This window comes from Enterobacter sp. LU1 (assembly GCF_008271405.2).
In the GTDB taxonomy this organism is placed as follows: domain Bacteria; phylum Pseudomonadota; class Gammaproteobacteria; order Enterobacterales; family Enterobacteriaceae; genus Enterobacter; species Enterobacter hormaechei_C.
Genome location: NZ_CP043438.2, coordinates 2,304,719 through 2,330,313, shown reverse-complemented (window position 1 = coordinate 2,330,313; position 25,595 = coordinate 2,304,719). Strand labels below are relative to the sequence as shown.

Annotated in this window: 24 protein-coding genes; 14 read left to right on the top strand and 10 right to left on the bottom strand. The window is 57.9% G+C overall.

What is annotated here, in order from left to right:
- Positions 1–39 precede the first annotated feature (39 nt).
- Positions 40–891: a Vmh family MBL fold metallo-hydrolase gene (locus FZF21_RS11235; protein WP_047738865.1), complete on the bottom strand. Its 852-nt coding sequence runs from the start codon at positions 889–891 to the stop codon at positions 40–42.
- 111 nt (positions 892–1,002) lie between these two features.
- Here FZF21_RS11235 and FZF21_RS11230 point away from each other — a divergent pair, with 111 nt between their 5' ends.
- Positions 1,003–1,890, top strand: coding sequence for a LysR family transcriptional regulator (locus FZF21_RS11230; protein WP_023303768.1), 888 nt, complete (start codon positions 1,003–1,005; stop codon positions 1,888–1,890).
- Positions 1,891–1,959: 69 nt separating this feature from the next.
- Positions 1,960–2,388: an OsmC family protein gene (locus FZF21_RS11225; RefSeq protein WP_003857069.1), complete on the top strand. Its 429-nt coding sequence runs from the start codon at positions 1,960–1,962 to the stop codon at positions 2,386–2,388.
- A 23-nt stretch (positions 2,389–2,411) separates the two neighbouring features.
- Here FZF21_RS11225 and FZF21_RS11220 read toward each other — a convergent pair whose 3' ends face one another.
- Positions 2,412–3,317: a LysR family transcriptional regulator gene (locus FZF21_RS11220; protein WP_032653645.1), complete on the bottom strand. Its 906-nt coding sequence runs from the start codon at positions 3,315–3,317 to the stop codon at positions 2,412–2,414.
- A 137-nt stretch (positions 3,318–3,454) separates the two neighbouring features.
- On the opposite strand from FZF21_RS11220, the gene FZF21_RS11215 reads away from it, so the two are divergent.
- Positions 3,455–4,204 (top strand): SDR family oxidoreductase, encoded by a 750-nt coding sequence (locus tag FZF21_RS11215; protein WP_149121322.1) that lies wholly within the window; start codon positions 3,455–3,457, stop codon positions 4,202–4,204.
- On the opposite strand, the gene FZF21_RS11210 is transcribed toward FZF21_RS11215, so the two are convergent.
- Genes FZF21_RS11210 through FZF21_RS11180 form a run of 7 tightly spaced genes read right to left on the bottom strand, consistent with a single transcriptional unit; the run spans position 4,201 to position 11,029 of the window.
- Positions 4,201–5,127: an ABC transporter ATP-binding protein gene (locus FZF21_RS11210; RefSeq protein WP_045345153.1), complete on the bottom strand. Its 927-nt coding sequence runs from the start codon at positions 5,125–5,127 to the stop codon at positions 4,201–4,203. The two genes, FZF21_RS11215 and FZF21_RS11210, sit on opposite strands and share 4 nt — an antisense overlap.
- Positions 5,120–6,106, bottom strand: coding sequence for an ABC transporter ATP-binding protein (locus FZF21_RS11205; RefSeq protein ID WP_047738594.1), 987 nt, complete (start codon positions 6,104–6,106; stop codon positions 5,120–5,122). The genes FZF21_RS11210 and FZF21_RS11205 overlap by 8 nt, the downstream gene beginning before the upstream one ends.
- Positions 6,103–6,999 carry a D,D-dipeptide ABC transporter permease gene (ddpC, locus tag FZF21_RS11200; protein WP_006810694.1) on the bottom strand — a complete coding sequence of 299 codons (897 nt, stop codon included), beginning with the start codon at positions 6,997–6,999 and terminating at the stop codon, positions 6,103–6,105. The genes FZF21_RS11205 and ddpC overlap by 4 nt, the downstream gene beginning before the upstream one ends.
- Entirely contained in the window at positions 6,996–8,018 is a 1,023-nt protein-coding gene (locus FZF21_RS11195; protein ID WP_149121323.1) for an ABC transporter permease, read from the bottom strand. The genes ddpC and FZF21_RS11195 overlap by 4 nt, the downstream gene beginning before the upstream one ends.
- 23 nt (positions 8,019–8,041) lie before the next feature.
- Positions 8,042–9,574, bottom strand: coding sequence for an ABC transporter substrate-binding protein (locus tag FZF21_RS11190; RefSeq protein ID WP_032648367.1), 1,533 nt, complete (start codon positions 9,572–9,574; stop codon positions 8,042–8,044).
- Between the two features lie 15 nt (positions 9,575–9,589).
- Positions 9,590–10,162: a D-alanyl-D-alanine dipeptidase gene (ddpX, locus tag FZF21_RS11185; protein ID WP_032648365.1), complete on the bottom strand. Its 573-nt coding sequence runs from the start codon at positions 10,160–10,162 to the stop codon at positions 9,590–9,592.
- A gap of 12 nt (positions 10,163–10,174) precedes the next feature.
- Positions 10,175–11,029 (bottom strand): MurR/RpiR family transcriptional regulator, encoded by an 855-nt coding sequence (locus FZF21_RS11180; protein ID WP_047719541.1) that lies wholly within the window; start codon positions 11,027–11,029, stop codon positions 10,175–10,177.
- A gap of 267 nt (positions 11,030–11,296) precedes the next feature.
- On the opposite strand from FZF21_RS11180, the gene FZF21_RS11175 reads away from it, so the two are divergent.
- From FZF21_RS11175 to dsbG, 11 genes are all read left to right on the top strand, one after another.
- Positions 11,297–12,772 (top strand): alpha/beta hydrolase, encoded by a 1,476-nt coding sequence (locus FZF21_RS11175; RefSeq protein WP_063945881.1) that lies wholly within the window; start codon positions 11,297–11,299, stop codon positions 12,770–12,772.
- Between the two features lie 87 nt (positions 12,773–12,859).
- Entirely contained in the window at positions 12,860–14,071 is a 1,212-nt protein-coding gene (locus FZF21_RS11170; RefSeq protein ID WP_017693396.1) for a diguanylate phosphodiesterase, read from the top strand.
- Between the two features lie 88 nt (positions 14,072–14,159).
- On the top strand, positions 14,160–15,056 hold the full coding sequence (locus tag FZF21_RS11165) for an aminoimidazole riboside kinase (protein ID WP_032648360.1): 897 nt from the start codon (positions 14,160–14,162) through the stop codon (positions 15,054–15,056).
- Between the two features lie 171 nt (positions 15,057–15,227).
- The gene (locus FZF21_RS11160; RefSeq protein WP_023303760.1) at positions 15,228–16,745 is read left to right on the top strand and encodes a carbohydrate porin; all 1,518 of its coding nucleotides are present in this window, start codon (positions 15,228–15,230) and stop codon (positions 16,743–16,745) included.
- Between the two features lie 66 nt (positions 16,746–16,811).
- Positions 16,812–18,182, top strand: a complete 1,371-nt coding sequence (locus FZF21_RS11155; RefSeq protein ID WP_003857085.1) for a sucrose-specific PTS transporter subunit IIBC — start codon at positions 16,812–16,814, stop codon at positions 18,180–18,182.
- Positions 18,182–19,588, top strand: a complete 1,407-nt coding sequence (locus tag FZF21_RS11150) for a sucrose-6-phosphate hydrolase (RefSeq protein ID WP_047738591.1) — start codon at positions 18,182–18,184, stop codon at positions 19,586–19,588. The genes FZF21_RS11155 and FZF21_RS11150 overlap by 1 nt, the downstream gene beginning before the upstream one ends.
- Before the next feature lie 28 nt (positions 19,589–19,616).
- Positions 19,617–20,633 (top strand): LacI family DNA-binding transcriptional regulator, encoded by a 1,017-nt coding sequence (locus tag FZF21_RS11145; protein ID WP_017693400.1) that lies wholly within the window; start codon positions 19,617–19,619, stop codon positions 20,631–20,633.
- Between the two features lie 95 nt (positions 20,634–20,728).
- Positions 20,729–22,279 (top strand): methyl-accepting chemotaxis protein, encoded by a 1,551-nt coding sequence (locus FZF21_RS11140; RefSeq protein WP_023296647.1) that lies wholly within the window; start codon positions 20,729–20,731, stop codon positions 22,277–22,279.
- Positions 22,280–22,468: 189 nt separating this feature from the next.
- Complete coding sequence (locus FZF21_RS11135; RefSeq protein WP_015570500.1) at positions 22,469–22,882, top strand: hypothetical protein; 414 nt, start codon at positions 22,469–22,471, stop codon at positions 22,880–22,882.
- Positions 22,879–23,445, top strand: a complete 567-nt coding sequence (locus tag FZF21_RS11130; protein ID WP_063945880.1) for an RNA polymerase sigma factor — start codon at positions 22,879–22,881, stop codon at positions 23,443–23,445. The genes FZF21_RS11135 and FZF21_RS11130 overlap by 4 nt, the downstream gene beginning before the upstream one ends.
- A 41-nt stretch (positions 23,446–23,486) precedes the next feature.
- A complete protein-coding gene (gene dsbG / locus FZF21_RS11125) occupies positions 23,487–24,263 on the top strand; it encodes a thiol:disulfide interchange protein DsbG (RefSeq protein WP_063157749.1) in 777 nt (258 codons plus the stop codon).
- Between the two features lie 39 nt (positions 24,264–24,302).
- On the opposite strand, the gene FZF21_RS11120 is transcribed toward dsbG, so the two are convergent.
- Positions 24,303–25,592 (bottom strand): glycoside hydrolase family 10 protein, encoded by a 1,290-nt coding sequence (locus tag FZF21_RS11120; protein WP_063945879.1) that lies wholly within the window; start codon positions 25,590–25,592, stop codon positions 24,303–24,305.
- Positions 25,593–25,595: the final 3 nt, after the last annotated feature.

Sequence of the window (25,595 nt, the reverse complement as noted above, 5' to 3'; positions counted from 1 at the left end):
CTATAAAAAATTTAAATATAGCAGGAGATAATCAGGCTATTACCACTTCATTTCGCCGGTATTCACTTTTGCACTCAGTTCCAGCGAACTGGCTTCCGCCAGATTCGGCCACTGTTTTTTCATTGCGTTGATGACGCCGGTTGACGCTTTATCTGCCGTGAGGGCCTGTTCAAACTGCTGTAGATAGCGACGGGTAAAGTCGATAGCGCCGGTACCTGCTGGCGGTGTCCCCAGGTAGTGGCCCGGAATAACGTGTTCAGGCTTAAGGGCTGCCATGCTATCCAGCGTATGCTGCCACTGTTTGCGGCTTTCCGGCGTTTGGGTATCTGCCGTCCAGACGTGAATGCCCCATGAGACGCCCGTGCCGCCGAGGATGGTTTTTGCGGATGGGATCCAGACATACGCCGCATAGCTCTCAGGCTCTTCAATATTCACTCTTTCACCGTCAATCATAAAGGTGGTTGAGGCAAGCACTTGCGGCACGTAGAGCTGCGTCGGCGCGCCGTCTTTCATCTGTGGCCCCCAGAAGGCGAGCTTCGCGTCTTTTGTGGCCTTGATATGGTCCACCACCTGTTGCGTGGCGACAACTTTGGCATTAGGGAAGGCTTTCACCAGCGGTTGCAGGCCGAAATAGAAATCCGGATCGCCGGAGGTGATCACGATTTTGTTCAGCGTTTTACCGCTGTGGCGAATTTTTTCTACCAGCGCTTCGCCATCTTTCACGCTGAACTGGGCGTCAAACAGTACCGCCTCTTTCGGGCCAGACACCAGGGTGGAAGAAACGGCAAAAATGCCTTTTTCCTGCGGGTTGTACGTATCAACGGTCAACGGCGCGGCAAAGACGGCCGGAGTGAAAAGGGTTGTCAGCAAAGCAAGGCGGGCGATGGTCATGGTCATCTCTCTGTTCTTCAGGAAAGTCTCTATTGTACGGATCTCTTCATTTGCCAGAATTCCTGAAACAGGAGATGCTTAGTTTCATAAATCGAGCAAATGGAGGTCAAAATGGATCGCGTTATTGCCGCCCAGGTGTACAACCGCATCTGTGAGCTGGGGAGTTTAAGCGCGGCGGCGCGGGCGCTGGGGATCTCCCGTCCGATGGTGAGCCGTTATCTGGAGCAGATGGAGAAGTGGGCCGGGGCGCGGCTGGTGAACCGCTCCACCCGCAAGCTGACGCTGACGGCGGCGGGAGAGAAGGTCCTGCAAAAGACGCGTACGCTCTCGCAAATTTCTCAGGAAATTGAAGATCAGTCAGTGAAGGATTTACCCTCAGGCACGCTTCGCGTCGCCTGCGCGCATTTTACCGCGATGCAGATTATCGCTCCGGTGCTGCCCGATCTGTTGCAGCGTTACCCTCAGCTGCGCATTGAGCTGGATGTTAACAACCATCCGGTAAGCCTGGTGGGCGAGCGAATTGACGTGGCGATCCGCATCACCGATAACCCCGAACCGGGCATGATCGCCCGCCGACTGGGAGAGTGTCGGTCCGTACTTTGCGCTTCGCCGCACTACCTTGCCAGCCGGGGTGTTCCAGAGCAGCTGGAGGACTTAGCACGGCACAACTGCCTGCATTACAGCTTTTTTGCCGGTCAGTCGTGGCGTTTTTTGACGCCCGAAGGGGAGCCGATCACGACGGCGGTCAGCGGCAATCTCAGCGCCAGCATCTCGTCACTGCTGATGGAGGCGGCGATAAACCACTGTGGTATTGCCATGCTGCCCGAGCGCGAGGCCGACGCGGCGCTAAGGCAGGGCAGCCTGGTGCCGGTGCTCAGCGCCTTTACGCCAAAACCAATCGGTATTTTTGGTATTTATCAGTCGCGAGACTATCAGCCTGCGGCGCAGCGTGTGTTCCTCGACGCGCTGGCAAACCACCTTGCCACGCGCTCGGACTAATCTGTCTTCCCTGCAAAATGGATTATGCGTCCTATACTTATCCCTTTGTAAGCCAAAAGGAGAGCAAGAATGACGATTCATAAGCACGGTTCAGCACACTGGTCTGGCGACATCAAACGCGGCAAAGGGACGGTCTCAACAGAAAGTGGCGTCCTTAACCAGCAACCTTACGGCTTTAACACCCGCTTCGAGGGCGAAAAAGGGACCAACCCGGAAGAGCTGATTGGCGCAGCGCACGCGGCCTGTTTCTCTATGGCCCTGTCGCTAATGTTGGGCGAAGCGGGTTATACCGCCGACTCCATCGATACCACGGCGGATGTCTCGCTGGATAAAACCGACAGTGGTTTTGCCATCAGCAAAGTGGCGCTGCAAAGCAAGGTGACGGTACCGGGTATCGATCCGCAGCAGTTCGACGGCATTATTCAGAAAGCGAAGGCGGGTTGTCCGGTGTCGCAGCTGTTGAAAGCCGAAATCACGCTGGATTACAAACTGAACTGATATCTGGCCGGGCAAATGCCCGGCTAACCTTTCACCGCCGCAGGGAAGACCTCGGCAAGCCACGCAATAAACACTCTCAGGCGATGTGTTAAATGCCGACTCTGTGGATAGACCACGTGAAAAGGATACGCCTTAGGACGCCAGTCGCTCAGGATCTCTACCAGCGCGCCCGTTTCCAGATGCGCTCTCGCAGCATAGCCAAACGTCTGAATAATCCCTAAACCCGCCAGCGCCGCGGCCAGGTGTGCGTTGCTTTCATTGACTCCAAGATGGTGCGGAACGCTGATCTCCAGCGGTTCATCCCGATCGAGAAACCGAAACGGGAATGCGCGTCCGGTAACGGGGGAAAGGTAGCTAATCAGCTTATGGCCGTTGCGCAGCTCCTGCGGATAGGCAGGGATGCCGTGGGTCTTAAGATAGCCCGGCGTCGCGCAGGCTATCATCCGGGCGTCACCGATATGCCGGGCGATAAGCGAAGAGTCATCCAGCGGGCCGCCGCGGATCACGCAGTCTACGTTTCCACTGATTAAGTCTACCGGACGGTCGGCTACCCCCAGGTTGATGCGCAGGTCCGGGTAGCGCTGAAAAAAATCCGGCAGCAGGGGGATCAACACGTCCCGGGCGGTTGACCCCCCCACGTCGATACGCAAATGGCCTTTAGGCGTGCAGCACGATGCGCGAAAGGCGGTATCAATGTCCTCTATATCAATTAATACCCGCAGCGCTTTCTCGTAGTATTCCATGCCTTCTGCCGTCGTGACCACCCGGCGCGTAGTACGATGCAGCAGCCGTGTTTCCAGGTGCGCTTCAAGTGATTTTACCAGCTTACTCAGCGTAGCTATCGGCATGTTCAGGGAGTCTGCCGCTCGGGTAAAGCTTCCGGATTCAACCACCCGCGTAAAGGCGCGCATTGCCATTAGCTGATCCACACAGATCTCCTCTGATTATTTCCTGCTGTGAAAATTCATTTTCATTTTTGCCCGTTTATCACGAATCCCGCAAGATCTAAAGTCTGCCTGACGCGGGCAAACGCTCCTCTTTTACATCACAACAGAAGGTTATGAGTATGAATACAACGCTTGCAGGAAAAATCGCTCTGGTGACCGGCGGCAGCACCGGTATTGGTCTCGCAACGGCACAGGAGCTGGCGGCGCAGGGAGCGAAGGTCTATATCACCGGACGTCGTCAGGCCGAACTGGATGCTGCGCGGGCAGACATTGGCGCCGCGGCGGTAGCTATCCGCGCGGACGTCTCCAGAATGGCCGATCTGGATGCGGTTTACGCGCAGCTTGCTAAAGAAAAAGGACGGCTCGATATTCTGTTCGCCAACGCCGGGGGCGGCGACATGCTGCCGCTGGGCGCCATCACCGAGGAGCAGTTTGACCGGATTTTTGCCACCAACGTGCGCGGCGTGCTGTTTACCGTCCAGAAAGCGCTGCCGCTGCTCTCCTCTGGTTCATCCATTATCCTCACCGGATCGACGGTTTCAATTAAGGGGACGGCGAATTTTAGCGTCTACAGCGCCAGTAAAGCCGCCGTGCGTAACTTTGCCCGCTCCTGGGCGCTGGACTTACAGGGCCGCGGGATACGCGTCAACGTCGTCAGCCCTGGCCCCGTGAAAACGCCCGGTCTTGGCGATCTGGTTCCCGAAGAACAGCGTCAGGGATTATACGATGCGCTGGCGGCCCAGGTGCCGCTGGGTCGCCTGGGCGCGCCGGGCGAAGTCGGAAAAGCCGTGGCGTTTCTGGCGTCCGATGCCGCCAGCTTTATAAACGCCACGGAGCTGTTTGTCGATGGCGGGATGGCGCAAATCTAGCGGTTACGCCAGCAGCGTACGCTTCGGTCTCCGGCTGCGGGCTGAAGCGGCTGCGGCCGTTCGCATCCTTCAACTGCCAGCGGGCAGCGGTCGCGGAAGTAGCAGCCATCGGGCAGGCGGCGATTACCGGGGAGATCGGTTTTGCGTAATGCCAGATCTTCGTCCAGCGGTTCTCCGGTACGGGGAACGGAGTCAAGCAGCAGCTGCGTATACGGATGCCGTGGCTTGCCCAGCACCTGGTCCGCCGGACCCAGCTCCACGATCTGCCCCAGATACATTACCGCCACCCGGTCGCTCATGTGCCGGACCACCGAGACGTTGTGCGAGATCAGCACGTAGGTCAGATTTCGCTGCTGTTGCAGGGCAACCAGCAAATTGAGGATCTGCGCCTGGACGGAAATATCCAGCGCGCTGGTGGGTTCATCCAGCACGATGATGTCCGGATCCGAAGAGAGCGCCCGGGCAATAGCGATGCGCTGGCGCTGTCCACCCGAAAACGCATGCGGCAGGCGGTCAAGATATTCCGCCCGAATGCCCACCTGCTGCGCCAGCGTCTCAGCCAGCTGACGACGCTCCCGTTCGCTGCGGCGTTGCTGTATCCACACCGGCTCGGTAATGATGCGCCAGACGGGTAAACGCGGGTCGAGGGACGAGAGCGGGTCCTGAAATACCATCTGCATACCGCCTGCCGCATTCGCGCGCTGACAGGCACCGGTACTCGGTTTGAGCATGCCCATCAGCAGCTGCGCCAGCGTGCTCTTTCCACAGCCGGATTCCCCCACAACGCCCAGCGTTTCGCCGCGATGGATCCGGAGATCCATGCCGTTGAGGGCGTGTACCTGCTCCGTCACGCGCCCCAGCCAGTTTTTGCGCGCAGGAAAATTCACATGCACGCTATCCAGTTCCAGCAGTACCTCAGACATGGCGTCTCTCCTGTTGTGGGTACCAGCAGGCAGCCTGCTGGCCTTCTGCGCCCGTGGAAATTAAGCGCGGCGTTTCGCTGCATTTCGCCCCGGCAGCAAAACAGCGTTCGCGAAAGGCACATCCGCACGGGAGGTGGCTGAGGTTAGGCACCGTGCCGGGAATGGCCGGGAGGATCTCGCGCGGTTCACCATTTTCCGGGGCACACCGCAGCAGGCCAATCGAATAGGGGTGCACAGGATGGTGGATCAAGGTCTGCGTGCTGCCGCTTTCGATCACGCTGCCCGCGTACATAACGTACATCCGGTCACAAAGCTGCGATACCACCGCCATATCGTGACTGATAAACAGCACCGACGTCCCGCTGGCGCGCGCTTTGTGTTTCAGCAGACGCAGCACCTGACGCTGAACGGTCACGTCCAGCGCGGTGGTCGGCTCATCGGCAATGATCAGCTCCGGCTCGCAGGAGAAGGCAAGGGCGATCATCACCCGCTGGCGCATGCCGCCGGAAAGCTCAAACGGATAGCGATCCATCACCTGTGCCGCATCCGGGATTTGCATCTCGCCCAGCAGGGCGATCGCCTTCTGCTGCGCGTCGCGGCGGGAAAGCGACTGATGCTGGCGGATCACCTCCACCATCTGCCTGCCAATCCGGCGCGTGGGGTTGAGCGCCGTCATCGGCTCCTGAAAAATCATCGCCACCCTGGCGCCGCGCCACTGACGAAGCTGTTTTTCCGACGCGTTCAGGACATCTTCACCGAGCAGCCTGACCCGTCCATGGTGAATATGGTAACTGCCTTCCGGCAGCAGGCGCATCGCCAGCATCGCGGTAACCGATTTTCCCGAGCCGGATTCGCCCACCACGCCGACAATTTCACCCCGGCCAATCTCCAGCGAGACGTGGTTGAGCGCGTGGACGTCACCGCGAAAAATGGGGAAGCTCAGGTGCAAATCTTCAATTGATAATACGGAATCACTCATGACTGCTTCCCTCCTGATTTGGGATCCAGCAGGTCGCGAAGACCATCGCCAAACAGATTAAACCCAACTGCCGTGATCAGAATTGCCGCCCCCGGAAACGCGCAGTACCACCACTGGTCAAGCACGTAGTTACGCCCCACGGCCACCATCGCGCCCCATTCGGCGGTGGGTTGCTGCGCGCCTAATCCAATAAAGCCCAGCGTGGCGGCCATCAGAATGGCGCTGCCGATATCCAGCGATGCCTGAACGATCAGCGGCGGCAGGGCGTTACGCAGGATATGCCAGCTGATCAGGTGCCAGCGCGATGCGCCAAAGGTGCGGGCGGCCTGTACGTAGGTAAACTGGCGCACCACCAGCGTTTGCCCGCGTGCCAGCCGCACGTAAAACGGAATGCGTACAATCGCAATCGCCAGCATTGCGTTAAACAGGCTTGGGCCGAGCGCGGCGGCTAGCGCCATCGTCAGCACCAGCGAGGGGATGGAGAGCATAATGTCCATGATACGCATAATGATGGCGTCGCCGCGCCCGCCGAGTACGCCGGACAAACAGCCGAGCAGAGAACCGATGCCGCCCGCAATCACCACCACCGCCAGCCCCGCCGTGATGGACTGCTGGCTGCCTACCAGCACGCGACTGAACAGATCCCGGCCTACCTCATCGGTGCCAAACCAGTGCTGGGCTGAAGGCGCCTGCAATCGCGCGGTCAGATCCAGCGCGTTCGGATCGTGCGGGACTATCCACGGCGAGACCACCATCATCAGCAGCATCACGATCATAATCACCCCGCCGATCAGCGTGAGCGGGCTTTTGCGTAACATCCAGAACAGCTTTGCCCAGTTGATGCGCTGTTTGGCGGTGCTGACGGGGACGGGCGTTTCCTGAGTTAACATCATTCGGCACCTCCGCGCCCGATTCGCGGGTCGATCCACAGATACAGCAGATCCACCACCAGATTGACGAAGACATAGGCCAGCGATACCACGACCGCGAAGCCCATGACGGCAGGGAAGTCCAGCGCCTGAATGGAGGTCACCACCCAGGCACCCATTCCCGGCCAGGCAAACACGGTTTCGGTAAGGACTGCCCCATACAGCAGATCGCCCAGCGCCAGCCCGAGCACGGTAATGGAGGGGATCATGGCGTTGGGTAAGGCGTAGCGCAGCACGATGTACCAGCCCGGCAACCCGCTCGCGCGGGCGGTACGAATATAATCCTCGCTCAGTTGCTCCAGCATCGCGGAACGCACCTGACGCGCCACAATACCCAGATGCACAAAGGCCAGGGTCAGGGAGGGTAGAATCAGGTGCTGTAGGGCGTTGAAAAACACCTCGCCGTTGCCTTCCAGCAGGGCGTCCAGCAGATAAAAGCCGGTAACGTGGGCAGGCGGATCGAGCCAGTCGTCCAGCCTGCCGCCGCCGGGCAGAATTTGCAGTTGCCCGTAGAACAGAACGATTACCCCCAGTCCCAGCCAGAAGGCAGGCATCGAGATGCCCGTCATCGCCATCAGTCGCACCAGGTGATCCAGCCAGCGGTTACGGTACACCGCCGATAAAATGCCCAGCGGTACGCCAATCACCAGCGCCAGCAGCAAAGAGCAGAAGGCCAGTTCCAGCGTGGCGGGGAAAAAGGCTTTCAAATCTTCCGCAACGGGGCGACCGGTGCGAATGGAGGTGCCCAGATCGCCGTGCGCCAGCGCCTCTACATAGCGGCCAAACTGAATATAGAGCGGTTGATCCAGCCCCAACTGCTGGCGGATGCCGTGCACGATTTCATCGCTGGCGCGGTCACCGGCCAGCAGGCGGGCCGGATCGCCGGGGATCAGGTGTGAAATAATAAAAGTAATAATACAGACACCGGCCACCACCAGGATTAACCCCCAGCAGCGCTGGCGCACGATGCTCCAGAACGTCATACACTTCCCCCCGGCGTGGGCCGTTACTTACTCATGGTGGCGATGTTAAAGACCTGCTCAAGCATCGGATTAAAGGTGAAGCCTTTGACCTCTTTGTTCATCGCCAGCTGGTAGTTCTTCTGGAACAGATAAACGTAAGCCGCCTCGTCAATCACCACTTTCTGCGCCTGCTGGTAATCTTTGGTGCGTTCCGCCTGATCGGTGGTTTTCAGTGCCGCCTGCAACAATGCATCGACCTCTTTGTTCTCATAGAATGAGCGGTTACCCGGCAGCCCTTTTTTGTCCGATTCGAACCAGTAGTTCATGAACATGTACGGGTCAGCGAAGTCCGGGCTCCAGTTACCAATCGCAATGTCATAATCACCTTTGCCGACGCGGTCGCGCATGGTGGCGTTCGCCAGTTTCTCGAGCTTGACGTTAATCCCCAGCTTGCCCAGGCTCGCCTGCGTGGAGAGGGCGATAGGCTCCCAGTTCGGGTCGTTATCGGAGTAGAGGAACGTCAGGCTGGCCGGTTTATCGTTGACTTTCTCCAGCGCCGCTTTGGCCTTAGCCTCGTCAAAGCTGTACTGCATGGCGTTCGCATCGAAGCCCCACATGCCCTCCGGGATCGGGCCGCGCATCTGCTTGCCGTTCCCGCTGAGAATGCCTTTCACCATCCCCTGATAATCGGTGGCCCAGGAGACCGCGCGGCGCAAATCCACCTGATTCATCGGAGGCTTACTGTTGTTCAGATAGAGGTAGGTCACCCGCAGGGACGGGTATTCCGCCACGGCCACTTTGCCTTCCTGCTTCAGAGCGGCAAGCTGATCCACCGGCAGGGCATCGGCGATATCCAGATCGCCACGGGAAAGTTGCAGGCGACGCGAGGCGCTTTCACCGATAATCTTCACCGAGACGCGCTTGAAGTACGGCTTTTCACCCGGCCAGTGTGGGTTGGGCACCATCACCAGCTGCTGACCTTTCCGCCAGCTTTTCAGCATAAACGGTCCGGAACCCGCGGTGTTTTGCGCCAGGAAACCGCGCGCGTCGTCGGCGGCATTGGCTTTCAGCACCACCGGGTTGACGATCGACGCGCCGTCATTGGCCAGCGTGTAGAGGAACGGGGCGAACGGCTGGCTGAGGGTGAATTTCACCGTATGTTCATCCACCGCGTCCACTTTCAAATCTTTCGGGAACGCTTCGGAAGGTCCCTGATTAATTTTCAGCAGACGTTCAAACGACAGCTTGACCGCTTCGGCGGTCACCGGCGTGCCGTCGGAGAATTTTGCATTATCTGCCAGGGTGAACGTCCACTCTTTCTGGTCGTCAGACGCCTTCCAGCCCGTCGACAGATCGCCTTCCACCTCCGTGGTGCCAGGCTTGTATTTCACCAGACGTTGGTACGAGGGGTAGGTCACCGTCCAGTCGTTGTTATCGATAGTGACCGCCGGATCCAGCGTTTGCGGATCGGCAGCTTTCCCAATCACCAGCATATCTTTTGGCACCGCCGCCAGCGCGAGAGGGGCGCTCAGGGCGAGCGTAGCGGCAATCAGGGTTGTAAGCAGCGTAGTTTTCATGGCCGGGCTCCAGAATTAGAGTGAGTGTGTGGTCGGATAACAGGCGAACTGGTCATCTAACAGCGGGTAGCTGGCGGCGTTCGGCAGTTCGAAATGCCACCACTCGCTGCTGATGCCCACAAAACCGCCGCCGTACATCACGGCGTTCAGGAGCAGACGATTTCGCTGCGCCTCGGGCGGAACGGAAGGGTGCCAGGCATGAGAACGGTCGTGCATTTCGTCAAACCCGGCGCCCATATCCAGCACGTTGTCGTGTTCATCCATCAGCGTGACGTCAATGGCGGTGCCCCGGCTGTGGTTAGAGCCAATTGCGACATCCACCACGTATTCCGGATTGGGGCAGGCATCCCAGAGTTGCGCCTGCGCCTGCTGGGGGCGGTAGGCGTCGTAAACCACCAGCTTCAGACCGGCCAGCGCGGCGATGCTGATCGCTTTCGCCAGCGCGGTGGCGGCATCCGTATGCAGCAGGCACGCGGCGTGCTGGTAGATCGGGCGGCCGGTGATGTTATCGGCGGTCGCGTATTTCAGATCGATATGCAGCGTGGGAAAGGTTTTCGCCACATCAATCAGTTGACTCTCTTCAGGCATAGCTCCGCTCCTTTAGCGTTCAAATTGTCCAAACTCTTGTTGTAGTTGTCGGTTGATTGCCAGACGTTCCGGCAGCGCATCGCCCAGCGCCTCCACAACGCCCGACAGCAGCAGGTTGAAGAGACAGCTCACCGGCGCCAGCGAATCCCAGAAATGGCCGGTATCGGTTTTCACCTGGAGTAAATCAATCGGGTAATCCCGCGCCCACGGGCACCAGATATCGGTGATCAGCGCCATCGCCAGCCCTTTTTCGCTCGCCACGCGGCAGTACTGGCGGGCAATGGCGGAGTAGGCGCGGGTATCCGTCAGCACGATATACGGGTTCGCAAAGCCGGAGTTAAGCGACTCCACCCAGCTACCGGAGAGCCCTTCGGAATAGCTCACCCGCGGGCGCAGGTACTCCAGATGGCTGAAGAACGCATTGGCGATCCCGCGCGTGGACTGGATCCCCAGCACGAAGACGGCGTCGGCATGGGTAAGTTGCTGGACCACCTGCCTGAACGTTTCGCTTTGCGCCAGCTGGTAGACATGGGCAATGGCGTCCACCTCCAGCGACAGGGAGTGCTGAAGGCGATCCGACAGCGGCTGTTGCTGCTTCCAGGAGTCGAGACGCTCGTTAATGCCCCAGGGCTGGTGGGGATTGCGCAGGCTTTTTTTGGCGTCGTCCAGGTTGCGATAGCCCAGCTTGCGCAGAAAGCGTCCGACGGTGATCCCGCTGGTTGCCGTGGCCAGCGCCACGCTCTCTGCCGTTTCAAAGGGGATCTGCCCGACGTGCGCCAGCATCCAGCTTGCCACCCGTTTTTCGCTCGGGGTGAGCTGGCTAAAGGTCGCTTCGATACGGCTCAACACCTCAGGTTTGGTCGTCATACCGCCTCGCTGTTAACTGGCTGTCAAAGGCCGGGTTTCTGTTACCGGATTAACAATGCAGGACGCGTGCCATGTTCACATTGCGGCGAAAACGCGCTGTGCAGCAAAGTTAATGCAATATTTGTTTAACAGATGCTCAACATTTGTGCAGCGTAGTTCACTTTTGGTGCAGTGTCCGGCCTGAGCGGTATCTATTTGGTGAATACGTCAGCCTCTTCACATTTTTTGGTAAGATAAACGCTCTGTGGATAAGGGAGGGAGCCTAACATGGCGAATTTGCCCTGGCGGGTCAGCGTGCGCCTGATGGCTCTCGCAAAAAAAATAGCGATGGTCATCGGGATCATTGTGCTCGTGCTGCTGGCGGTGCGGGTTTATCTTTCGCAGCAGGGGCCGGCCTTGCATCACTGGCACACCTGGCGGGCTGACGAAATGTCCGTGCAGGAGATGGATAACGCGACCTTCGCAGCGTATGTCGCGCGGGAAAACGCCATCTTCACCGCTCTCGACGCTGAGGTGACGGCGAATGTCACACCCGCAGAGCGCACGCCGCTGAACCGTTATTACCGCCAGAGCCTGGTGTGGCCAGGACACTTTTCCCCGGATGCAAACCGGTCGTTCGTGCTGATGCCTGCCGGAAAGCCGCGCGGGGCGGTGGTATTGCTACACGGTCTGACGGATTCGCCCTACAGCGTCAGGCATCTGGCTGTGAATTATCAACAGCACGGCTTTGTGGCCGTAGTGCCTCGTTTGCCCGGACACGGCACGGCGCCGGGCGCGCTGACAGACGTTGACTGGGAGGCTTGGCTGGCCGCATCGCGCCTTGCGGTTCGTGAAGCGACACGCCTGACGGGGAACGATCTCCCCCTGCATCTGGTGGGCTACTCCAACGGCGGGGCGCTGGCGATGAAATACGCCCTCGACGCTCTTGATGCGCCTGAACTGCGTAAACCTCAGCAGATCGTTTTGCTCTCACCGATGATTGGCGTCACGGCGTTTGCGCGCTTTGCCGGATTCGCCGGGTTACCGGCCATGTTACCGGCGTTTGCCAAAGCCGCGTGGCTCAATATTTCGCCGGAATATAATCCTTATAAATACAATTCGTTCCCGGTGAATGCAGCACGTCAGTCCTGGCTGCTTACCCAGGCGCTGCATGAGCAGATAAACCGCGATGTTCATGATCACAAACTGGCGCAGCTTCCGCCGGTATTGGCGTTTCAGTCGGTCATGGATTCAACGGTCAGTACCCGCGCCGTGGTTAGCGGGCTGTTTGACCAGCTTCCGGCAAACGGCAGCGAACTGGTAGTTTTTGATATCAACCAGGCCGGGAGTTTCCGTCCACTGTTCAGGCCATCGTCCTGGACGGCGGTGGCTGACATGCTGCCCAAGGCAAAAAGACGTTACAGCGTCACAATTGTGACCAATGCCAGCCCCGACAGGTTTGATATGGTGGCAAAGACGACGCCAGCGGGTAGCACCCGGGAAACGGTGATGCCGCTGTCGGTCGCGTATCCGCAGGAGGTTTATTCCCTGTCGCATGTTGCTATTCCGTTCCCGCCTGATGACGATCTGTATGGCCGCCATCCTGAGGTGAAAAACCACTACGGTATCAGCCTGGGGACGATAGCCCTGTGGGGAGAAACATCGGTTCTGAGTGTCGGCAAAGATGCGCTGATGCGGGTGACGTCGAATCCGTTCTACGATTATATGCAGACGCGGATCGACAGCCGTATCGGGGAGAATTAAGCCCGACGTGGAATAGATTAGGTCACACCGGGGAACTGTGTTAAACAGTACCGTTCAGGCGTATACCCCATACCGGACCCCGTTTCTGTGCTGACAACTCTTATTTATCGAAGCCAGCTGAGCTTAACCTGCACCTCCGCAGCGTTAAGCGCGCTGGTCGAACAGGCCAGGATCCGTAATACGGAGCAGGGCATCTCAGGCATTCTTCTCTCCCGTGGACGTGACGTTCTGCAAATTCTCGAAGGCACGGAACAGCGCGTCGTCGCGCTTTTTAACACCATCCGTGCGGATGACCGGCATACCGGCGTGGTGGAGCTGATGCGCGATTACGGCCCGCGCAGACGTTTCGAAGACGTGGGAATGCTGCTGTTTGACCTGGACGTTCAGACCCCGAAAGCGGTTCTGGCGTCGGTTCTGCATTACAGCAAGCTGGAAAGCTATCTGACTTCTGAGGATCGGGTCTTCAAATTTATTCAGACCTTTATCACCGGCAAAACCGCTATCCCACCCGCTTCGGACTATGAGCCTGATAAATGGACGCTTTCGCGAGAGCGCGCGCCGTTTGGTAAAGGGTTAGGTCTGCTGGCGGGACAGCCCTGCCAGTTTGCGCTGCAACCCATTGTCGAGCCGTCCGAAGGCAAAATCAGTTCTCTCGAAGCGCTTATACGCGGAAACGACGGCGGCAGCCCGGAGCATTTCTTCCGTAGTCTCGATCGTGAACAGATTTACGAAGTCGACCTGCAAACCAAAGCCTGGACCTTTGCGCTGGCGCAAAAGCTCGGCATCGGCAGCCACAAACTGGCGGTGAACCTGCTGCCAATGTCGCTGGTTAACGTGCCGGGCGCGGTAGAGTTCCTGGTAACGCAGATCAAAAAGCACAATCTACAGCCAGAGCAGGTGATCATTGAAGTCACTGAGAACGAGATGATCTCTGGCTTCAACCAGTTTAACAGCGCCATTAAACAGCTGCGCGCGGAAGGGGTTGGGCTGGCGATAGATGATTTTGGTTCCGGCTATGCTGGTCTTTCACTGCTCACCCGGTTTCAGCCGGATAAGCTCAAAATCGACAGAGAGATCGTCAGCGATATCCACCTGAGCGGGCCCAAGCAGGCGATTGTGAAGTCGATAATCAGCTGCTGCACCGATCTGGAGATTACGCTGGTCGCAGAAGGCATTGAGAAGATAGAAGAGTGGTGCTGGCTTGAATCCGCCGGTATTCGCCGCTTCCAGGGCTTTTTGTTCGCCCGCCCGCAGCTCAATGGCGTGGGTGATATTCACTGGCCCCATCGGGTGGGTTAAGCAATTTTTCCCTCGCCATATTTCCCCGACACCCTGCCTGTGCTTAAATAGCTAAACCGGTTTAACATGATTTAGCTAAGAAGGTGATATGGAGACGATCTGGGTACTTGGCGATGCCGTGGTGGATCTGTTGCCCGACGGAGAGGGCAAACTGCTGCAATGTCCTGGCGGCGCACCGGCCAATGTCGCGGTAGGGGTTGCGCGTCTGGGCGGCAGAAGCGCCTTTATAGGCCGGGTGGGCGACGACCCCTTCGGGCGTTTTATGCAAAAAACGCTTGCGGATGAGCAGGTTAATACAGAATGGCTGCGCCTGGACCCGCAGCATCGCACCTCCACGGTGGTGGTGGATCTCGATAACGACGGTGAACGTTCCTTTACCTTTATGGTTCGCCCGAGCGCTGATTTATTCCTCGACTCTGCCGATCTCCCGCCATTCCGCGCCGGGGAGTGGCTGCACGTCTGCTCTATCGCGCTCAGCGCCGAACCCAGCCGTTCCGCGACGTTTCAGGCGATGTCCGCTATCAGACTGGCGGGGGGATTCGTCAGCTTTGACCCCAATATCCGCGCCGATCTCTGGCACGATGAAGTCGAGCTGCGTCAGTGCCTTGAGCGGGCATTAGCCTGTGCAGATGTGGTGAAAATCTCGGTGGAAGAACTGGCGTTCTTAACCGGAAATGCGCAGGTCCATGAGGGGCTGGCGGCGCTGATGCGCACCTGTCCGGCCAGGCTGGTGCTGGTGACACAGGGAAAAGAGGGCGTCACCGCCTGGCAGAAAGGCGCGTTGACGCACTATCCTGCATCACCCGTGGAATGCATTGATACCACCGGCGCGGGGGATGCTTTCGTCGCCGGGCTGCTGTTCGGTCTGGCTCGTGATGGCCAGGCCCGTCTTTCAGAGGTCATCACGCTGGCGCAGCGCTGTGGGGCGCTGGCGACAACCGCAAAAGGGGCAATGACCGCGCTGCCTTATCATCACGAACTGTAATTCACCTCTCCAGGCCTCCGGTCGGCGGCCTGAATTGTCGCCTCGATCACACTTACTAAAACGGTTTAGCAAAAAACGTTGCCGATCCAAAATTCAACGGTTTAGTATCATCAGCCTAAACCGGTTTAGCAATTTAGCACTTTCACCGATAGTTATTAGGGATGCGACAAAATGTATAAAAAACGCAGACTTGCCGTGATGATAGGCATGCTGGCCGGGAGTACCTCTGTTTTTGCCCAGACGGATATGACACGTATCGAAGCGCGCCTGGCGGCGCTGGAGCAGCGTTTGCAGGAGGCGGAAACCCGCGCGCAGGTTGCTGAAAAGCGCGCAACGGCAGCGGAACAGAAAACACAGCAGCTGGTGGCTGCGCAGCAGGAAGCGCAAACCTCCACACAGGCGGTGGCGCAACGTACCACGGTGCTGGAAGAAAAAGCCGACCGGACAGGCGGTTTTGAATTTCACGGTTACGCCCGTTCCGGCCTGCTGATGAACGACGCGGCCTCCAGCAGCAAAAGCGGCCCTTATCTGACGCCCGCCGGGGAAACGGGCGGGGCCATCGGGCGTCTGGGGAACGAAGCGGATACCTACGTTGAGCTGAATGTTGAGCACAAACAGACGCTGGAGAATGGTGCGACGACGCGCTTTAAGGCGATGCTGGCCGACGGCCAGAAAACCTATAACGACTGGTCGGCAGACAGCAGCGACCTGAACATTCGTCAGGCCTTTGCCGAGCTGGGCAATTTGCCTGACTTTACCGGTGCGCTGAAGGGCAGTACCTTCTGGGCGGGTAAGCGTTTTGACCGCGACAACTTCGACATTCACTGGCTGGATTCCGACGTGGTGTTTCTCGCCGGGACCGGCGGCGGCGTCTACGACGTGAAGTGGAACGATACGCTGCGCAGTAACTTCTCCCTTTATGGCCGTAACTTCGGCAGCGAAGAGGAGATCGACAACAACGTTCAGAACTACATCCTCAGCATGAATCACTTCGCCGGGCCGGTGCAGATGATGGTCAGCGGCTTACGGGCAAAAGATAATGACGACCGTAAGGACAGCAACGGCGATCCGATTAAAACCGACGCGGCCAATAACGGGGTACATGCGCTGGTTGGTCTGCATAACGAGAGCTTCTACGGCCTGCGGGAAGGTTCCGCCAAAACGGCGCTGCTTTACGGCCACGGTCTGGGCGCCGAGGTGAAAAGCATTGGTTCAGACGGCGCGCTGCTGTCAGAAGCCGATACCTGGCGTTTTGCAAGTTACGGTGTCACGCCGCTGGGCGGTGGCTGGCACATTGCGCCCGCCGTGCTGGCGCAAAGCAGTAAGGACCGCTACGTGAAGGGCGACAGCTATGAGTGGGTCACGCTCAATACGCGTCTGATCAAAGAGGTGACCCAGAATTTCGCCCTCGCGTTCGAAGGCAGCTATCAGTACATGGATTTAAGCCCGGAAGGCTACAAGGATCGCAATGCGGTTAACGGTAGCTTCTACAAGCTGACCTTCGCCCCGACGTTAAAGGCGGGCAAAATTGGCGATTTCTTCAGCCGTCCGGAGCTGCGCCTGTTCGCCACCTGGATGGACTGGAGCAGCAAGCTGGATAACTACGCCAGCGATGACGCCTTTGGCAGCAGCGGCTTCAACGCGGGCGGGGAATGGAACTTTGGGGTGCAGATGGAAACCTGGTTTTAACCCTTCACGCTCCCGCATCGCGGGGGCGTTTCGAACACCATAAAAAGAGGTCAGGAAGAGGTATCTATGGATTTTAATCATATTGCGCGCGAGCTTATTCCGCTGCTCGGTGGCAAAGAGAACATTGCCAGCGCGGCACATTGCGCCACGCGCCTTCGTCTGGTGCTGGTCGATGATGCGCTTGCCGACCAGCAGGCTATCGGCAAGGTTGAAGGCGTGAAAGGCTGTTTTCGAAACGCCGGGCAGATGCAGGTGATCTTCGGCACCGGGGTGGTGAATAAGGTTTACGCCGCGTTTATTCAGGCGGCAGGGATTAGCGAGTCCAGTAAATCGGAAGCGGCGGATATTGCGGCCCGCAAGCTGAACCCGTTCCAGCGTATCGCGCGTCTGCTCTCCAACATCTTCGTGCCGATTATCCCGGCGATCGTGGCCTCGGGTCTGCTGATGGGCCTGCTGGGGATGGTTAAAACCTACGGCTGGGTTAATCCGGATAACGCGCTCTATATCATGCTGGATATGTGCAGCTCGGCGGCGTTTATTATTCTGCCGATCCTGATTGGCTTCACCGCCGCGCGGGAGTTTGGCGGCAACCCGTATCTGGGGGCAACGCTCGGCGGCATCCTGACTCATCCGGCGCTGACCAACGCCTGGGGCGTAGCGTCCGGCTTCCACACCATGAACTTCTTCGGTCTTGAAATCGCCATGATTGGCTATCAGGGAACCGTCTTCCCGGTGCTGCTGGCGGTGTGGTTTATGAGCATTGTGGAAAAACAGCTGCGCCGGGCGATCCCGGATGCGTTAGATCTGATCCTGACGCCGTTCCTGACCGTCATTATCTCCGGCTTCATTGCGCTGTTGATTATTGGCCCGGCGGGACGCGCGCTGGGCGACGGGATCTCCTTCATTCTTAGCACCCTGATTGCCCACGCGGGCTGGCTGGCCGGGCTGCTGTTTGGTGGGCTCTATTCGGTGATTGTCATTACCGGCATTCACCACAGCTTCCACGCCATTGAGGCCGGGCTGCTGGGTAATCCGTCGATTGGCGTTAACTTCCTGCTGCCGATCTGGGCGATGGCGAACGTGGCGCAGGGCGGGGCGTGTCTGGCGGTGTGGTTCAAAACCCGCGATGCCAAAATCAAAGCCATTACCTTACCGTCGGCGTTTTCCGCGATGCTGGGCATCACCGAAGCGGCAATTTTTGGCATCAACCTGCGTTTTGTGAAGCCGTTTATCGCGGCGCTGATCGGTGGTGCGGCGGGCGGTGCCTGGGTGGTGTCGGTGCATGTCTACATGACCGCCGTTGGCCTGACGGCGCTTCCCGGCATGGCGATTGTCCAGGCCAGCTCGCTGCTCAACTATATAATCGGCATGGTGATTGCCTTTGGCGTGGCGTTCACCGTCTCTCTGCTGCTGAAATATAAAACGGACTCTGAATAATGACCTTATCTTCCCGCTGGCCTGCCGTGTTGCAGGCCGTTATGCAAGGCCAGCCGCGTGCGCTGGCGGACAGCCACTATCCGCAGTGGCATCCCGCACCGGTGACAGGGCTGATGAACGATCCGAACGGGTTTATCTGGTTTGCCGGGCGCTACCATCTGTTTTATCAGTGGAACCCGCTGGGCTGCGATCATCGCTACAAGTGTTGGGGGCACTGGAGCTCAGCAGATCTGGTGCACTGGCAGCACGAGCCAATGGCGCTGATGCCTGACGAAGAGTATGACCGCAATGGCTGTTACTCCGGCAGCGCCGTGGATAACAACGGCGTGCTGACCCTGTGCTATACCGGCAACGTTAAGTTTGACGATGGCGGCCGCACCGCCTGGCAGTGTCTGGCGGTGCAAAATGACGATGGCACGTTTGCCAAACTGGGACCGGTGTTGCCCCTGCCGGACGGGTACACCGGGCACGTCCGCGATCCGAAAGTATGGTGGCATGACGGGCAGTGGTACATGGTGCTCGGCGCGCAGGATCAGCATAAGCGCGGCAAGGTGCTGCTGTTTACGTCAGCCGATTTGCACACCTGGGCGTCCTGCGGCGAAATCGCCGGTCACGGCGTCAACGGACTCACGGACGCGGGCTATATGTGGGAGTGCCCGGATCTGTTTGTGCTCGATGGCACACACGTCTTGATCTGCTGCCCGCAGGGGCTGGCGCGCGAACCGCATCGCTATCTCAACACCTATCCGGCCGTCTGGATGAGCGGGGCATTTGATTATCAGACGCCTGCATTTGCGCACGGCGAGCTGCATGAGCTTGACGCCGGTTTCGAGTTTTACGCGCCGCAAACCACGGTGGCAGAAGACGGCCGCCGCATCCTCATCGGCTGGATGGGCGTGCCGGACGGCGAAGAGATGCTCCAGCCTACGCGGGCGCACGGCTGGATCCACCAGATGACCTGTCCTCGCGAGCTACGCTACCGCGACGGTAAGCTCTGGCAAACCCCGGTCCGTGAGCTGGAAACGCTGCGCGAGGATGAACATCTCTGGCAGGGACGCGCCAGCGATGCCCCGGTGCTGGCGGGAGCGCGTCTTGAGTTCGAACTGAGCGCATCGAGCGTGAACGTGGATTTTGCCGGCGCGTTGCGGCTGATTGTGGATGATGAGGGGATCCGTCTGGAACGCGCCAGTCTGAAAACCACAGACACGCTGACCCGCTACTGGCAGGGCAATGTTCATCATTTACGCGTGCTGTGCGACTGTTCCAGCGTCGAAATTTTCATCAATCACGGTGAAGGCGTCATGAGCAGCCGCTATTTTCCTGACCACCCGGCCCAGGTACGCTTCGAAGGTGCGTCCGATATCACATTACGCTACTGGTCGCTGCGCAGCTGCATGATAGAATAGAGGTTTTGGCAGCCGGATCTAAGTCGTTGTGAGAAAAACAAAACGCGTCACCATTAAAGATATCGCGGAGCTCGCGGGGGTATCAAAAGCCACCGCCAGCCTGGTTCTGAACGGCCGCAGCAAAGAGCTTCGGGTGGCGGAGGAGACACGCGAGCGTGTGCTGGCGATTGCCAAAGAACATCATTATCAGCCCAGCATTCACGCCCGTTCGCTGCGGGACAACCGCAGCCACACCATTGGTCTGGTGGTGCCGGAAATCACCAACTACGGGTTTGCCGTTTTTTCTCATGAGCTGGAGACCCTCTGCCGCGAGGCGGGTGTTCAGCTGCTGATCTCCTGTAGCGATGAAAATCCGGGCCAGGAGACGGTGGTGGTCAATAACATGGTGGCCCGCCAGGTGGACGGGCTGATTGTCGCCTCCAGCATGCTCAACGACGCGGACTATCAAAAGCTGAGCGAACAGTTGCCCGTTGTGCTCTTTGACCGCCATATGAACGACAGTTCTCTGCCGCTGGTTCTCACCGATTCAATTACCCCAACCGCCACGCTGGTGGCCGACATCGCGCGCCAGCATCCGGATGAGTTCTACTTCCTCGGCGGTCAGCCGCGGCTTTCCCCGACGCGTGACCGTCTTGAAGGGTTTAAGCAGGGGCTGCGTGACGCTGGCGTCGAGTTACGTCCGGAGTGGATCATTCATGGTAATTACCATCCGAGCTCCGGCTACGAAATGTTTGCCGAGCTTTGCGCACGCCTGGGCCGCCCGCCAAAAGCCCTTTTTACCGCCGCCTGCGGTCTGCTGGAAGGGGTGTTGCGCTATATGGGGCAACATAATCTGCTGCAAAGCGATATGCGTCTGGCCAGCTTTGACGATCACTATCTCTATGATTCTCTGACCATTCCTGTCGATACCGTTCGTCAGGATAACCGCCAGCTCGCCTGGCACTGCTTTGATCTGATTGGCAAACTGATTGAAGGGGAAACGCCGGAGCCGATCCAGCGTAAGCTGGATGCCACCCTGCAACGGCGATACAAGGCCGTAGAGTGACAGGGTAACGTCTGAGGGTGACATCAATAACTTTAATTAATTAAAGATTGGATTCAGCCGATAACCAAAGGGAAATTATATCCCTGAGGTGTGTTATGTCGTTGAAAAAATCATCCCTGATTATCCTGTTTTCCCTGCTTTTCTTCTTTGTGGCCAGCACTATCACCAGCGTTGGGCTCATCATTAAAAGTAATACTTCGCTGGATAATGTGAACAAAGAAATTCAGGTGGTTCTGTCCATTATTGATCCCATTAACCACAGCCGAACCCTGCGGGTCAGGGTTATGGAGTATGTGAAAATGGTGGAAGCGGGGGACGCTACCGATCTGTCTGCGAAACTGGCCTCGGTTAAAGAGGCGCTGACCAAAGCCGATAGTGCATTTTCGGCGTTTATGGCCTCGCCGCGTTTGCCGGACGAAGCCCCGCTTGTCACTGCCTACCAGGAGGCGTGGCAAAACTACCGTAACCAGGGACTGGCCCCTCTCATCGCCGCTGCCGCCGCTCACGATGTGTCGCGGTTCAACGCTCTTATTCCCGTGGTGTCTCAACTCGATCGCCAATATGAAATTGTGCTCGATCAGGTTCTCTCCGTTCACCAGAAGTACGCCAAAACGCTGAACGAGGATGCGAGCCATAATTTCGTGTCGGGTCTGGTTATTATCGCCTGCATTGCGGTGCTGTTCGTGGTGGTGATCTTCGCCGTCAGCCTGCTGATGAAACGCGTGGTCTTTGCGCCGGTGAACCTGGCGCGCGAGCACTGTCGCCAGATTGCGGCCGGGAAGCTGGACGTACCGGTACCGATCAAGCGTGATTCCGGGAATGAAATCAATCACCTGATGTCCTCGATGGAGCAGATGCGCCAGGCGCTGCTCTCCACCATTTCTCAGGTGCGCGATGCCAGCCACACTGTGACGCATGCGGCGCAGGAAATTGCCTCCGGCAATATCGACCTGGCCTCCCGTACCGAGCAACAGGCTTCGGCCCTGACCCAGACGGCCGCCAGCATGGAAGAGCTGAGCGCGACGGTGGCGAATAACACCGACAACGTTTTCCAGGCCGGTAAGCTGGTGCAGGATGCCGTGAAAAATGCCCATACCGGTGAAGCGGTAACCCGTGAAGTCATCGAAACGATGAATACTATCGCGTCCAATTCGAAGCGTATTGAGGACATCACCAGCGTCATCAACAGCATTGCTTTCCAGACTAATATTCTGGCGCTAAACGCGGCCGTTGAAGCGGCGCGTGCTGGCACGCAGGGGCGAGGATTTGCCGTGGTAGCAAGTGAAGTGCGCACCCTGGCACAAAAAAGCGCGGTGGCGGCGAAAGATATCGAAAGCCTTATCGCCCAGTCTGTTTCCAGCGTGAAAAACGGTGCACAACTGGTGAATCGTTCGGGAGAGGTGATTGATTCTATTATCAGCTCTGTGAATAAAGTGCATACGCTGATGGAACAGATTTCGGTTGCCTCAGAAGAGCAGAGCCGCGGGATTGGTCAGGTTGGGCAGGCCGTAACGGAGATGGACGGTGTGACCCAGCAGAACGCGGCGCTGGTGCAGCAATCCGCCGCCGCCGCCGCCTCGCTGGAGGAGCAGGCGCAGCAGCTGTCCCAGAGTATCTCGAGCTTTAGTTTGCCTGCTACGGCGTGATGTTCAGAGAGGCTCCTGAGGGAGCCTTTTTAATGTCTCCATGTAGCCGCTGCACAATCTCCTTCAGCCATTACTGTTATCCGTACAAAGCCGCTATCACATAAATTTTATCTTTCCCCGGCAATATTTCTGTTCCTCATCCGTCTACCTCATCAGAGACCATAATCATTCAACATAAACGAGGTACACATGAGAAATTTTGATATGCACGGAAAAGGTCACGGGCGTGGTTTGGGCCGCCATCGTATGGGTAAGGGCATCGTGATTGGCGCAGTCCTGTTCGTGGTGCTTGGCCTGCTGGTCATGTCCCTGTGGAACGCGTTGCTCCCGGCCATCCTGGGGGTTAAAGCCATTGGCTTCTGGCAGGCGCTGGGGATCCTGCTGCTGAGCCGCATTCTTTTCGGTGGGCTGGGTTTCCGTCCGGGCATGTTCGGTGCGCACCGCCGTATGCACGAACAATGGATGAATATGAGCCCCGAACAACGTGAGGCCTTCATTCAGCAGCGTCGGGCGGGATTTGGGCGCCACGGTCATTGCCGGTGGCACGATGGCCGGGATGAAAAGCGAGATGATAACGGTGCGAAAGCGCCGGAAGCCGAGTGAGCAATATGAAAGCCGGTGAGGTGGGGGAATCATTACTGATCTCGGCACTCAATGCCTGCCGCGCGCGGCTAAAAGCCTTCATTCGCGGACGGACTGCGGTTCGTGATGATGTCGATGATATTCTTCAGGAAGTGACCTGGCAGTTGATGAAAGTGGAACAACCGGTCGAGAACGTCGCCGCCTGGCTGTTTCGCGCCGCACGAAATGAGATGATCGACCGGGCGCGAAAAAAGCACGAGGTTTCACTGCCGGGGTACCTGACAGCAGATAACGAGGACTTTCCTGAGCAGGAGATTGCAGAAACGTTATTCGGCGTACCGCAAACGCCGGAGGAAGAGTATCTCAACATGCTGCTATGGGAAGAGTTGGGGCAAGCCCTGTCGGAACTGCCGCCACCTCAGCGCGAGGTGTTTGAAAAAACGGAATTTGAGGGCTACAGCATGAAGGTGCTGGCAGTGGAAACAGGCGACAGTGTGCAGGCGTTATTATCCCGCAAACACAAAGCCGTGCGATTTTTGCGTAGTCGCCTCAAGGATATTTATGAAGCGTTGACAGGGCAATAAACTTCGACCACTCTGAAAAACAATATTTTAGAGGGGTCGTTATGCTTCAACGGTTAGCAAAGAAAAAGGTGCTGTTACTCTCTGCTCTGATGGTTTCAGGGCTGGTCAGGGCAGAGGAGTCGCTTCCGGATGTGGTGAAGCACTTCAGTGAACAGCAGGACATCAAAATCATCAAGAAAATTGACGCCCCCGGCGGCGCGCCAGCGTGGCTGGGGAAATATCAGGACATGGGCGTGACGCTCTTTCTGACCCCTGACGGAAAGCACGTCGTGTCTGGTTATCTTTATGATGAGAAGGGAACCAACCTCAGCGAGGCCTTTTTCCAGAAAGAGATCTACGCCCCGATGGGCCGCGAGATGTGGAAAAAGCTCAATGCGGCGCATCCCCTGAAAGAGGGCGCGGAGAGTGCCCCGCGCAAAGTCTTCGTCTTTGCCGACCCGTTCTGCCCGTACTGCAAGCAGTTCTGGGCTGAAGCACAGCCGTGGGTGAAGGCTGGCAAGGTTCAGCTCAATACGCTGCTGGTTGCATTTCTTAACCCGAACAGCGGGCGTAACGCCTCCGCGATCCTGAATGCGAAAGATCCGGTGTCGGCCTGGAAAACGTACGAGCTGTCCGGCGGGAAAAAGCTGCCGAAACCTGAAGGAGCGGCGTCCCGGGAAACCGTTGAGATCCTGCAAAATCACCAGACGCTCATGGACAGTCTCGGCGCGAATGCCACACCGGCTATCTATTACCTGAATGAGCAAAACGAACTGCAACAGGTCGTGGGTATGCCAGACGCAAAACAGCTTGAGGCGATGTTCGGGCCGAAGCCGTAAAAAGAAAGGCAGAAACAGGACGTTTCTGCCTTTTTTCAGTCAACTACCCCAGCGTCCCCGGAGGTAATTAACTGCCTCCTGCGTCTGAGGCTGGTTAAGATAGTCTTCACGGAACAGGATGGTGCCCTTAACGTCTGGCAGTGAATCGTTGAGGTCGAGCTGTTTTTTCAGCTCCGGTACGCCGCCGTTCACCGTCCAGTCCGGTTCGTTTCTGGAAGGCGCGCCCACTTTGTAGAACGCGATCCCGATATACAGACGGGTGTGGGTCGGTTTCACCACGTCAGCCCACCATTTTGTCAGCACATCGTAACGTGCCGCGTCGCGGGCGAAGGGCCAGTAGATCTGCGGCGCAATGTAATCCAGTAAACCCTGCTGTACCCATTTGCGCGTGTCAGCGTAGGACTCATCATAGGCTGCGGCGCCGCGCGTGTCCGAGCCTGCCGGGTCGAAGGAGCGATTGCGCCAGACCCCCGCCGGGCTAACGCCAAATTCGACATCAGGTTTAGCCTGCTTGATCGCCCTGGAGACCTGTACAATCAACTGCTGCGTATTGTGTCGACGCCAGTCTGCTTTTGACGCAAATCCTTCGCCATAGCGCCTGAAGGTCCAGGCATCATTCAGGGGGGAGCCCGGCGTCTCGGTGTAAAAATAGTCATCGAACTGAACGCCGTCGACAGGGTAGTGATTTACCACTTCCATCACCACCTGGGTTATCCAGTCCCGCACGTCGGGAATGCCCGGGTCGAGAACAAAACGATCCCCCGAGGTGCGGATCCACTCCGGATGCTGGACGTACACGCTGGAAGGATGAAGCGACGAGGTGCGGTTAAGCGCGGCGATGGTCGACGGCTTCGTGTTGGTGGAAACGCGGTACGGGTTAAACCAGGCATGAACCTTCATCCCGCGCTTGTGCGCTTCATCCAGCATAAACTGAAGCGGATCGTAACCGGGATCTTCCCCGATAGTCCCCGTCAGGGTATCTGACCAGGGCAGTATTTTAGAGGCCCACAGCGCCGTACTGTCCGGTTTTACCTGAAAGAAGACGGTGTTGATCCCAAGTTTTTTCAGCTTATCGAGCTTGTCCGTCAGCGCCCGCTGTTGCTGGGCGATACGCTGGTCCGCGCTACGGCCATTCACCGATGACACGGGAGGCCAGTCGAGACGGGAGACGGTCGCCAGCCAGATCCCGCGCATGGGTTCGTTAGTCTGCTGTAGAGGTTTCGCCTGCGGCAGCGGGGTAACGAGTGATTTGGGTGGTTTGGAAGTGCAACTTACCAGTAAAAGCGCGCAGCCAAGCAGCGCGCCAGTCCGTTTTACGTGTCGCATCATTTG

Bases quoted from the DNA above. Each gene is read 5' to 3' on its own strand.
- FZF21_RS11235 (WP_047738865.1), bottom strand. From the start codon at position 891: ATGACCATCGCCCGCCTTGCTTTGCTGACAACCCTTTTCACTCCGGCC.
- FZF21_RS11230 (WP_023303768.1), top strand. From the start codon at position 1,003: ATGGATCGCGTTATTGCCGCCCAGGTGTACAACCGCATCTGTGAGCTG.
- FZF21_RS11225 (WP_003857069.1), top strand. From the start codon at position 1,960: ATGACGATTCATAAGCACGGTTCAGCACACTGGTCTGGCGACATCAAA.
- FZF21_RS11215 (WP_149121322.1), top strand. From the start codon at position 3,455: ATGAATACAACGCTTGCAGGAAAAATCGCTCTGGTGACCGGCGGCAGC.
- FZF21_RS11210 (WP_045345153.1), bottom strand. From the start codon at position 5,127: ATGTCTGAGGTACTGCTGGAACTGGATAGCGTGCATGTGAATTTTCCT.
- FZF21_RS11205 (WP_047738594.1), bottom strand. From the start codon at position 6,106: ATGAGTGATTCCGTATTATCAATTGAAGATTTGCACCTGAGCTTCCCC.
- ddpC (WP_006810694.1), bottom strand. From the start codon at position 6,999: ATGATGTTAACTCAGGAAACGCCCGTCCCCGTCAGCACCGCCAAACAG.
- FZF21_RS11195 (WP_149121323.1), bottom strand. From the start codon at position 8,018: ATGACGTTCTGGAGCATCGTGCGCCAGCGCTGCTGGGGGTTAATCCTG.
- FZF21_RS11190 (WP_032648367.1), bottom strand. From the start codon at position 9,574: ATGAAAACTACGCTGCTTACAACCCTGATTGCCGCTACGCTCGCCCTG.
- ddpX (WP_032648365.1), bottom strand. From the start codon at position 10,162: ATGCCTGAAGAGAGTCAACTGATTGATGTGGCGAAAACCTTTCCCACG.
- FZF21_RS11180 (WP_047719541.1), bottom strand. From the start codon at position 11,029: ATGACGACCAAACCTGAGGTGTTGAGCCGTATCGAAGCGACCTTTAGC.
- FZF21_RS11175 (WP_063945881.1), top strand. From the start codon at position 11,297: ATGGCGAATTTGCCCTGGCGGGTCAGCGTGCGCCTGATGGCTCTCGCA.
- FZF21_RS11165 (WP_032648360.1), top strand. From the start codon at position 14,160: ATGGAGACGATCTGGGTACTTGGCGATGCCGTGGTGGATCTGTTGCCC.
- FZF21_RS11160 (WP_023303760.1), top strand. From the start codon at position 15,228: ATGTATAAAAAACGCAGACTTGCCGTGATGATAGGCATGCTGGCCGGG.
- FZF21_RS11155 (WP_003857085.1), top strand. From the start codon at position 16,812: ATGGATTTTAATCATATTGCGCGCGAGCTTATTCCGCTGCTCGGTGGC.
- FZF21_RS11150 (WP_047738591.1), top strand. From the start codon at position 18,182: ATGACCTTATCTTCCCGCTGGCCTGCCGTGTTGCAGGCCGTTATGCAA.
- FZF21_RS11140 (WP_023296647.1), top strand. From the start codon at position 20,729: ATGTCGTTGAAAAAATCATCCCTGATTATCCTGTTTTCCCTGCTTTTC.
- FZF21_RS11135 (WP_015570500.1), top strand. From the start codon at position 22,469: ATGAGAAATTTTGATATGCACGGAAAAGGTCACGGGCGTGGTTTGGGC.
- dsbG (WP_063157749.1), top strand. From the start codon at position 23,487: ATGCTTCAACGGTTAGCAAAGAAAAAGGTGCTGTTACTCTCTGCTCTG.
- FZF21_RS11120 (WP_063945879.1), bottom strand. From the start codon at position 25,592: ATGATGCGACACGTAAAACGGACTGGCGCGCTGCTTGGCTGCGCGCTT.